The organism is Methanoregula sp. (assembly GCF_002835825.1).
GTDB lineage: Archaea > Halobacteriota > Methanomicrobia > Methanomicrobiales > Methanospirillaceae > Methanoregula.
Genome location: NZ_PIZH01000048.1, coordinates 1 through 9,133, shown reverse-complemented (window position 1 = coordinate 9,133; position 9,133 = coordinate 1). Strand labels below are relative to the sequence as shown.

The window sequence follows — 9,133 nt, the reverse complement described above, 5'->3', positions numbered from 1 at the left end:
CCTGGAAGTGATCACCGCTCACCGGCGGGCCGCGTAGTTGGTCTTGAAAGCCTTGATAGGGGCTCGGGAGCTCTCGCTCGAGACGAGGCCGTTTAAGAGCGCGCTTAAGTCCCATGCGCCTGGCTGGGCGGCAATACCCTTCATGATCTCGCCGCGGATCGAGTGCTCCTGCGAGAGGTTGGCACGGGCGAACGTGTACGTGCAGACCGTGAGGCGGACCTTCTTGCCGTCCTTTGTGGTGATCGGCACGATGGTGTCGATGCGGGAGCTCCGGCGCTTGACGAGCGAGCGGAGGTAGTCCCGGGTCACCTCGTGGCCTACGAACTCGGTGTATGCCGAGTCGCCGGTCACGGTGTTGATCTTGAAGCTCATCTTCATGTACTGCTTGGCGTAGTCATTCGTGATCTCGCCGAGCGTTGCGTGCATGATACGGCCGACAACGCTGTCGGCATCGTTAGCAATAGTGTCGCCGATGTACGCCTTGCCGAGGTTGTCGGGGGTGTGCACCTTGAACCAGCTCTTGGCCTTCCAGCCTTCAACTCTTCTTCCTACCTGTTTCTTCTTTGCCATAGTATCACCTGTCGGTTTTCGCGGTGAGAGAACATGCGTCCTCCGCCACTGCCAGGTTCATCAGATAATCGTCCACCGATGCAATGACCGAACGAAGTTGCGTGCCCGTGATCGTGGTCACGACCCGGCCGCCCTCCGCCCGCGTCTCCATGCTGCGTAAGTTATCGGGCGTGAGCGCCGCGGCAACGCAGGCTGCATTGTCGTGCAGGGTTGTTATGGTCCCTTCGACCTGCATCATGCCGCGACTCCCTCCTGCCAGCCTTGTGCGAACTCTGCGATCTTGTCGCAGGGGATGGTTGCCCCTGCCCGGAGCGTGTGCCCCCCGCCATTCCCGCCGCAGGCTTCCGCGATGGCCCGGACTTTCGGCCCGAGTTCCACGGCGCATCCCGGTGGGTTGCGTGCGGAGATCCGGCACAGGCTGCCGCCCGGCGTCTTTGCAAAGACAAGCACCGGGCAGGTGGCCGGTATGTCGCGGCAGAGGATGTCGGCAACGTCGCTTGCAACGCTCGTGTCCTTCACCTCGTATACTCCCGCGATCCCCTCGTAAAGGCTTGCGGACTTTACGGCATCGATGATGCGGACGCGGTGCTGCCGTGCAATCTCCCACGCACGGTCGATGTCGTGCGAGGAGCGCAGGCAGAGCGATGCGCCAATATCCCCGTTGCCGGTCTTGCCGCAGGCATCAATGACCGCGGTGAGGGCATGGGCGTCCTCGATCACCTCGCGCTGGAGGTGGTAGGTATCACCGTAGATGCTCTCAAGACCGGCAAGGGTTGCCTTCGGTGCCGCTTCGAGCACCACGCGGGAGATCAGGGTATCGAGCCGGAGGGGCTCGTCTCCCTTGGTCAGGTCCCGGGACTCATCGATCATGTCGGCAATGAGCTGCTCTGCACCGCTGATCCCGTCGAGATAGGGGTGCGTTGCCGTATACCAGCGCTCGATCATGTCGCGGCCCGGGAGCAGGATGCCCCGGTCCGGCACAATGATCCCGTTTGAGATCGCTTCGTTGAAGATCGCAAGGTTCCTGCCCTTGATCTCCTGCCCGTCCCCGATGATGCCGGGGATGACGAGGCCTGCAAGGTCGCGGTTGTCGCCCATCTGCTGGGCAACAGTATATGCGGTCCCTGCTGCCGAGAGCTCGCGGTCGCCGTCAATGCCGGCAAGGCGCGGGTTGGCGTGGAACTCCCCGGTAAAGAGCGGGAGGTGGTGGTCCACCACCATCGTCGCCTTCGGGAGGTCGGCAATGCCTGCGCCGATATCGCAGAGGAGGTATGCACTGTCAGCGGGGATGTCCGCTGCTGTTACGTCCTGTCGCACCCGGAGCCGGAACCGTATGCCGGCACGGAGCATCGCGTGGCAGAGGATGGAAGCGGCTGCAATGCCGTCTGCGTCATGGTGCGCGAGCACCTCGACGAACTCCTGCCTGCGGATCTGTGCTGCAACGGTTGCGGCCAGGGACTCAAGCGACATGGACATGTGGACGAACTCCTGATGAATTACCTGGAGAGGAGGATCTCGGCGTTCTCCGGCTTGTAGACCCAGCCGGCGGGCAGTTTCTTGCTCGACGTGTAGTACTTCACGAGACGGCGGATCTTGGACTCGACCAGCTGGAGCTGGCGCTTGTTGTGAAGGTCACGCTTGTTCTCGCCAAGGTGTTTCCTCATGCCAAGGGCCTTGCCCATCAGGTCGCGGAGGTCCTCGGGGATCTCGGTTGCGACCTTGTTCTCGCGGAGAATGGTCCCGATCCGCTTGCCGGTTGCCATCTTGACGTCGGGGACGCCGTACCGGTCCCTCAGGACCAGACCGATCTTTGCGCTCGATGCGCCTTCCTTCCGGAGGTCCAGGATGATCTTGGTGATCGCCGCGGGGTCGGTATTCGACCAGGCGGGTGCCTGTTTCCGGTAGGGGCGGACAGAGCATGACTTGCCCCTTCTGCGGGCGTGCATTCGTGCCATGGTGTAGCCTCCTTGAATAGACGAACGTAAGTCCAGAAAAGTGCAGTTGCAAATTACTGCTACCGACTCTCTGTAATCCCAAAGCCATGTTCAGGCAGTGCGGTGGTCGCACGTCGGACTTACATCTGTCAGCACATTAAACAGTGCTGGCTTACTATTAGCGGGGAGGGATAATAAAGGGCACCGTAGTGCCGGCCCCCCTCACCCGGCCGCGTCCTGCCCGGTGCGGCGCCATTTGCCCGGCGGCACGACAATATCGAACCGTGCCCCGGTACCAAGGGTGCCGGTCTCGGTAATTGAGATACCCGTGATCCGGAGGATCTCCCGGCAGAGGAAGAGCCCGAGGCCGGTATGGTTGCCGTAGCCCTGTTCGAAGATCCGCTCTTTCTCGTCCGGCCGGATCCCTGCGCCATTGTCTTCGCAGCGGATCACAAGGCTGCCGGCATTTTCCTGTGCCGAGAACCGGACCGATGACAGGCCGGATCCGCCATACCGGATCGCGTTGTCGATAAGGTTGAAGAAGACCTTCTCGAGAAGCGAGTCTGCATAGATCTCGATATCGGTAAAACCGATTTCCACGGCAACCCCTCCGGTCAGGAGGGTGCGGTTTGACCCGGAGATCACTGCGTTTACGTTATGCCAGACCGGGACTCCTGCACCCACGTCCTCGAAGTCCCGCGTGAAATTGATCTCCCGGTCGATCAGGGCAGCGATCCGCTGCTCCTTTTCGATGAAGTCGCGTGCCGTGTCGTTTTCAGCATAATCGCGCGAGAGTTCGAGGTAGGATGCAAGTGCCGTGAGCTGGTTTAAGATGTCATGGCGGGTGATGGTCGAGATCAGGGTGAGTTTATGGTGGGCGGTTGCCAGGGCATCCTCGGCCTCTTTTCGCTTGGTGAGGTCGCGGGAGATGCCCATGACACCGGTGATCGTGCTGTGCAGATCCCGGATAGGGACAAGGAGCGTATCCTGCCAAATCTCGCCGGTCGGGAGCGGTAGGCTGCCCTCGATCTTGACCGGTTCACCGGTGGAGAGGACCCGGTCCAGTGACTGGCGCTGGCGTTCCCCGATGGGTCCCGGGAAGAGTGCGGAACGCGGCCTGCCGATGATCGTACTCTTCGGCCTGCCGAATGCCTTTGCTGCAAAGGCGTTGACATACGTGATGGTGTCATCCCTGTCGATGATGAATATGATGTCCTGCGCAGACTCGGCCAGCATCCGGTACCGCTCCTCGCTCTCGGCCATCTTCTCCCGGGATGTTGCAAGTTCGGTGAAGACAGGGTCGATGGACACGGCAAGCCGGGTGAGTTCGTCAGCCTCCCGGGATTCAGTCTTCTCCTCTCCATCTGCAGTAACTCCCCGTTCTTTCACCGACCGGATGATGGTGTTGATTCGCGAGAGGATGATCCGGTCGACAAAGACAAGGATGAAGAGGGTGAGGAAGATTCCGGCAACCGCGATGCTGACAAGGAATGTCGTTATCCCGGACATCCCCGTCTGGTAGATGGTCCGCGGGCTTGTTACGGCAAGGTAATAATCTGCCGGGGGTTCCTGGTCGATGAGGGGAATGTACGCGGTCACGAAGTCATTGCCGGAGGTCTCCACAGCGATCTGTTTTCCGGCCGAGAACTGTCCCTCCACTCCGGCATAGGATGCATTACCGGCTATCTCCTCTGCCGGAATGACCGAGATGGTATCCCCCGTGCGCTCTGAAAGTTCAGAAAGGTATTCCTCGTCGAGATGCCGCGCAAGGTGGAGGCTTCCTGCCACGGGACCGCTGGCATCGTCCTTGAGGATGGGATGGGATGCAATGACGACCGGGCCGCCGGATGCCTCCAGGATCCCGTAACTCCCGTTCTGCGACCGGATCGTTTTCATCGCCATATTGAAGCGTTCCATATCATCGATGTAGACCCCGGAAGCCGGCTCGACAAGGAGGGCTGTGTCATTATACTGCATTGAGAAGATGAGACCCCCGGACCGGTTGAAGATCATGACCCTGTCCAGGGGAAAGCGGGAGAAGAAGTCCGCACCCATATTCTCCCGGAGCCAGTCCGGGTTCTCCCCTTCAAGGAACTGGTAGGTGGCCGACCAGACAGAGTAGTCCTTTGCCGTGGAGTAACTGGTCTTCATGTCGATCTCGATGGCGCTCCTGACCGTTGCAACGGCATCCTCCATTTCGACAGTCTCCAGTTTCCGGTAACTTGTCTCCATTGAAAGAGCGGAAAAGAGGGCAACCAGGGAAAAAGCAAAAAGGAGGGCGATCCCGATTCCCAGCAGCAGTTTCGTCCTCAGGTCCATCCGGGTGTACTCTCCCCTGTCATTGTTTCACGGAACAATACGGGCTGACTATTAATAATTATAAATACCCGTGGCGGAATAAATCCGTGACGGTCCACCCCCATCATCCGGACAAGGGGCTCATGATATCCTCGCCTGCGGTTTTGCACGTATCAGGCCAATGGATGTCCTCCACCTTTTTACGCTCTGCAGGCAAAACGGATCACTAACGATGGATAAGATCCCGATTGAGTCCCCGGGCGAGGAATCCGCGATACGCTTTCGCGACTGCTTCTCGGTGCGGTACATCCAGTCGGCAGCTGTGCTCTGCCGGCTCGGGTACGGGATCGAGCAGGATAAGAAAGGGCAAAATACCCTCCCGGAGGAACAGGTGCTCCGGCACGAGGCGTTCGTGCTGAACGCTATCCTCTCTGCTGTAGCGTTCTTAGAGTCCACCATCAACGAGCTGCACGCGGATGCCGCGGACGGTGCCTACTTCTATTCAGACGAGCAGCACGATGCGGTCCTCAAAACAATCGCGGACGGGTGGAAGAACGAGAAGAACTTCGACCGTGCCCCCCTCATCACCCGCTACCAGAAGATCCTCGCGATTGCCAGGACCGCACCGTTCGATGACGATGATGCGGCATTTTCGAATGTGCGGCAGTTGATCGAGATCCGCAACCACCTCATGCACTATAAGCGGGAGTGGATCGTTATCGGTGAGGGAAAGCACCCGGGAAACGCGGAGACAACAAGCGAACGGTTCGGGAGGATCCTGGCTAAAAAATTCGCCATAAATCCGTTCGCTGCGAAAAACCAGCCATTCTTCCCCGACAAGTGCCTGGGGCACGGGTGCGCGGAATGGGCCATTGTCAACAGTGTCATCTTCACCGATGCATTCTTCCGGAAGCTGGGCCTTCCGGCTCCCTACGAGGGTATTCGCGACGAACTTTCAACGCGATAAAAAAGGTATTCCGGTGGGATCAGCGCCGTCTCTTCTTCTTGTCCGGCTTCTCGTCAGCCATTGACATCAGGTCGATGATGTAGGAGCCCTCTTTTCCCACGCTGACGACCCGCTCGTCGGTTTTTGCCATCTTTTCAAGGTTAAGCTCGTAGGACCCCGGGGCAACGATCCGGATGGTCTCGACCCTGTCGTACATCTCCACCGGCTTCTTCTGCTGAGGTTCGATGACCTCCAGCACCTCTTCGTGGCTCTCCTCGGCGATCTCTTCGATCGTCTTCTCTTCGAGCACGTCCTTGTGAAGCTCCTCCTCCTTGACATAGAGGAACTTCTTGCCGCCGCAGCTCTCGCACCCTTTCAGGATCTCGGTGGACCCGTCCTTGTACTCCCGCCCGCATTTTGTGCACTTGTGCGGCATTGCAGAATCACCCGAAATACTCGATCATGGTCTCGTACAGGTCTTCCACGTTCTTCCCTTCAAGGCCCGAGATGGCGACCACCGGGTGCTGGGGGAAGGCGCTCCGGATCCGTGCCGGCGCGGCATCGGGAAGATCGATCTTGTTGGCTACGATGATGACCGGCAGGTTGCGGGCCTCGATGATCCCGATCATCATGATGTTGACCTGCATGAACGGGTCGGTGGTGGAGTCGAGCATGTAGATGACCCCGTCGATATCCTCGCGGAGCCAGTGCATTGCCTCGGCAACACCCTCAGTTGCCTCGCGGGCCCGGATGATCGCCTCATCTTTCTCCATCCCGAACTCGAGGAACTCGTGGTAATCGATCTTGGTCGTGACACCCGGGGTATCGACGATGTCCATCGTCACCGTGTTGCCGTTTGCCCCCGAGATGATGATGTCTTCTTTTCTCCGCGCCCGCCGTGTCTCGTGCGGGATCTCGCTGACCGGGCCGATCGCGTCCCCGGTCCAGTCGCGGGCAATGCGGTTTGCAAGCGTCGTCTTCCCGGCATTCGGGGGACCGTAGATACCGATGCGGGTCCGCTTCTTCTTGAAGAACCGGTTCAACATACCGGAAAATTTCTTCCTGACTGTCCCAAAGGTCTGAGAAAATATCTTCACTATCCACCTCAACGGGAGAACGATGTGACCGGGAACAACCCGTACACAGGGATCACCATATTGTATCTACTACTGTTTGGATGGGAGGGTTATTAGGTTTCTCGTCCCGGAGGCCCGGTCACCGACGGCAGGGCCGGCCCGGTATTACTGCGCTGCATCAGGAACTGCAACAGCCACATTGTATTTATACAAGGGGAAGGGAGTATGCTAATTGTAATCATCAGCAACAGCACTTCAAGGAGGTGACTCATGAAAAAGACAAACAACACAATCCGGGTTGAGACCCATGTCCCCGTCAGGGAAGTGATGCGCAAGAACCCGATCATGATCGGTATCGAGGCTACCGCGGCGAAAGCCGCGAGAGCCATGTGCACCGAGGAGGTCGGGAGCGTTATCATCCTCAAAAACACAACGCCGATTGGCATTGTGACCGAGGAAGACCTTGCCTGCAAGGTGGTGGCAAAGGATCAAAAACCCAGCTCTGTACATGTATCTGATATCATGAGCACGCCACTCATTACGGTGAGTGCGGAGAAGACGGTAGTGGACGCTGCCAGGATGATGGTGAAGCAAAAGGTCAGGAGGCTTCCCGTTGTCGACAAGGAAAAGAAGGTCATCGGAATCGTAACCGTCCGGGATCTCCTTACCGTATCCAACGAGCTCAACGAGCTCCTCAACGACATCATCGAGATCAACCGTGAGGAGATCGTGGAGCAGGGGATCTGTGCCCACTGCAGCCAGATGTCTGATGATCTGAAGCGGGTAGACAACGAGATGCTCTGCCCTGCCTGCCGGGAGGAGGAAAACCTCAGATGAAAAGAGCACAGGATTTCATCGTCGAGATCCCTGTGCTGAAACCGAGCGACCGGATGACAAAGGCACGGCAGATCCTGCGCGATGATCGCTTCCGTGAAATCTATGTCGTGGATGCAAAGAAGGGCCTCCTCGGCTGCATCGATATCACGGACGGCCTGCGGGTGACTGCAACCAAATCGGACGTTACCGTGGAAGGTTTTGTCCGGGATGCACCCGCCGCAAGCCCCGCCGACACGGTTGAACTGGTGGCAGGGATGATGAGGCAGTACCATACGGACAGCGCCGCGGTTGTCAATGGCAAAAGACAGGTGACCGGCGGGGTTCTCCTTGCCGACATCTTCCCGGTCATCATCTCGAAAAACGAGCTCCATGGCCCGGTCTCAAAGTACATGACAATGAAGGTGATCTCAGCACAACCGTCTGACAACATCCAGAAGGTCTACACCTTAATCATGGACAGCGGGTTTGCGGCGTTTCCCGTGGTGGAGAAGAAGAAGCTTGCCGGGGTCATCTCCCGGCGCGACCTGATCAGCCATACCCGTGCACGGTCGGCGATAGCACAGCGCAGCAACGCGCGGGTAGGCGATCTGATGACGCGGGACGTTGTCGTTGTCTCGTCCGGGGAACCGGTCAGCACCGCTGCGGAACTGCTCGTCATGCACGATGTCAGTCTCCTGCCGGTGGTTGACAGGGACCAGCTTGTCGGGGTCATCAACCGCCACGACGTCCTTGCGGCCCTTGCATAACGGGCGGGATCGTGGCCGGAATATACCAGGAAAACGGGATGATCTTTCCCGGAAATCAAGAATTACCGGAATAGTGGAGGATAGTAATGCACCAGAATGGCCGGGCCACAAAACAGGGCGACCGGCTCCTGAAGATGCAGGGAAAACTCGACCGCGGGCCGGTGGAGTTCAAGTCCCGAATCGTTGAACAGGAAGGAGAGATCATGGCGATCGCGACCCGCGAGGTCGTCTCGCTGCCGCAGACGCAGAGCATCATGGCGGCGGTGGAGCAGATGACAACGTGCGGGTTCCGCAGGCTGCCCGTGACGGACGCTGGCACGAAGCGGCTGCTTGGGATCGTCACGTCCGGAGATGTCATCAACTTCCTGGGCGGGGGGGACAAGTACCAGCTGGTCCAGGTGCGGCACAACGGGAACCTGATTGCCGCAGTGAACGAGGCCATACGGACGATCATGACCCCGCAGCCCGCGACGCTCGGGAGCGATGCCCGGATTCGCGATGCAGTCGAGGTGATAACCACAAGGAAGATCGGTGGACTGCCGATCGTGGACAAGGATGGAATTCTCCTGGGAATTGTCACGGAACGCGATGTCCTGTCGGTGCTTGCTTCGGGAAGGAGCCCGCTGCATGTCGAGGACGTGATGAGCTCAGCTCTTCGGGTCACTGCCCCCGATTGCCCGATCGCAACGGTCACCCGCGACATGACAAAGCACGGCTTCCGGCGCC

Annotated in this window: 11 protein-coding genes; 4 read left to right on the top strand and 7 right to left on the bottom strand. The window is 58.9% G+C overall.

The window, feature by feature from the left end:
• Positions 1–18 precede the first annotated feature (18 nt).
• The 5 genes from CW742_RS03205 to CW742_RS03185 form a co-directional block, all read right to left on the bottom strand.
• Complete coding sequence (locus CW742_RS03205; RefSeq protein ID WP_292416355.1) at positions 19–570, bottom strand: 30S ribosomal protein S3ae; 552 nt, start codon at positions 568–570, stop codon at positions 19–21.
• Between the two features lie 4 nt (positions 571–574).
• Positions 575–808, bottom strand: a complete 234-nt coding sequence (locus CW742_RS03200; protein ID WP_292416351.1) for a KEOPS complex subunit Pcc1 — start codon at positions 806–808, stop codon at positions 575–577.
• Positions 805–2,040: a DHHA1 domain-containing protein gene (locus CW742_RS03195; protein WP_292416348.1), complete on the bottom strand. Its 1,236-nt coding sequence runs from the start codon at positions 2,038–2,040 to the stop codon at positions 805–807. Before CW742_RS03195 ends, CW742_RS03200 begins: the two co-directional genes overlap by 4 nt.
• Before the next feature lie 26 nt (positions 2,041–2,066).
• The gene (locus CW742_RS03190) at positions 2,067–2,525 is read right to left on the bottom strand and encodes a 30S ribosomal protein S15 (protein ID WP_292416345.1); all 459 of its coding nucleotides are present in this window, start codon (positions 2,523–2,525) and stop codon (positions 2,067–2,069) included.
• A 201-nt stretch (positions 2,526–2,726) separates the two neighbouring features.
• Positions 2,727–4,823, bottom strand: a complete 2,097-nt coding sequence (locus CW742_RS03185; protein WP_292416342.1) for a CHASE4 domain-containing protein — start codon at positions 4,821–4,823, stop codon at positions 2,727–2,729.
• A 211-nt stretch (positions 4,824–5,034) separates the two neighbouring features.
• Between CW742_RS03185 and CW742_RS03180 the strand changes: the two genes are divergently transcribed.
• Positions 5,035–5,769 carry a hypothetical protein gene (locus tag CW742_RS03180; protein WP_292416339.1) on the top strand — a complete coding sequence of 245 codons (735 nt, stop codon included), beginning with the start codon at positions 5,035–5,037 and terminating at the stop codon, positions 5,767–5,769.
• 19 nt (positions 5,770–5,788) lie between these two features.
• Here CW742_RS03180 and CW742_RS03175 read toward each other — a convergent pair whose 3' ends face one another.
• Complete coding sequence (locus CW742_RS03175) at positions 5,789–6,184, bottom strand: Zn-ribbon domain-containing protein (protein ID WP_292416336.1); 396 nt, start codon at positions 6,182–6,184, stop codon at positions 5,789–5,791.
• Positions 6,185–6,191: 7 nt separating this feature from the next.
• Complete coding sequence (locus CW742_RS03170; RefSeq protein WP_292416334.1) at positions 6,192–6,794, bottom strand: Era-like GTP-binding protein; 603 nt, start codon at positions 6,792–6,794, stop codon at positions 6,192–6,194.
• Between the two features lie 300 nt (positions 6,795–7,094).
• Here CW742_RS03170 and CW742_RS03165 point away from each other — a divergent pair, with 300 nt between their 5' ends.
• From CW742_RS03165 to CW742_RS03155, 3 genes are all read left to right on the top strand, one after another.
• On the top strand, positions 7,095–7,661 hold the full coding sequence (locus tag CW742_RS03165) for a cyclic nucleotide-binding/CBS domain-containing protein (RefSeq protein ID WP_292416328.1): 567 nt from the start codon (positions 7,095–7,097) through the stop codon (positions 7,659–7,661).
• Complete coding sequence (locus tag CW742_RS03160) at positions 7,658–8,407, top strand: CBS domain-containing protein (protein WP_292416324.1); 750 nt, start codon at positions 7,658–7,660, stop codon at positions 8,405–8,407. Before CW742_RS03165 ends, CW742_RS03160 begins: the two co-directional genes overlap by 4 nt.
• An 86-nt stretch (positions 8,408–8,493) precedes the next feature.
• Positions 8,494–9,133 (top strand): CBS domain-containing protein (locus CW742_RS03155; RefSeq protein WP_292416322.1); only part of this gene is annotated, 640 nt, incomplete at its 3' end.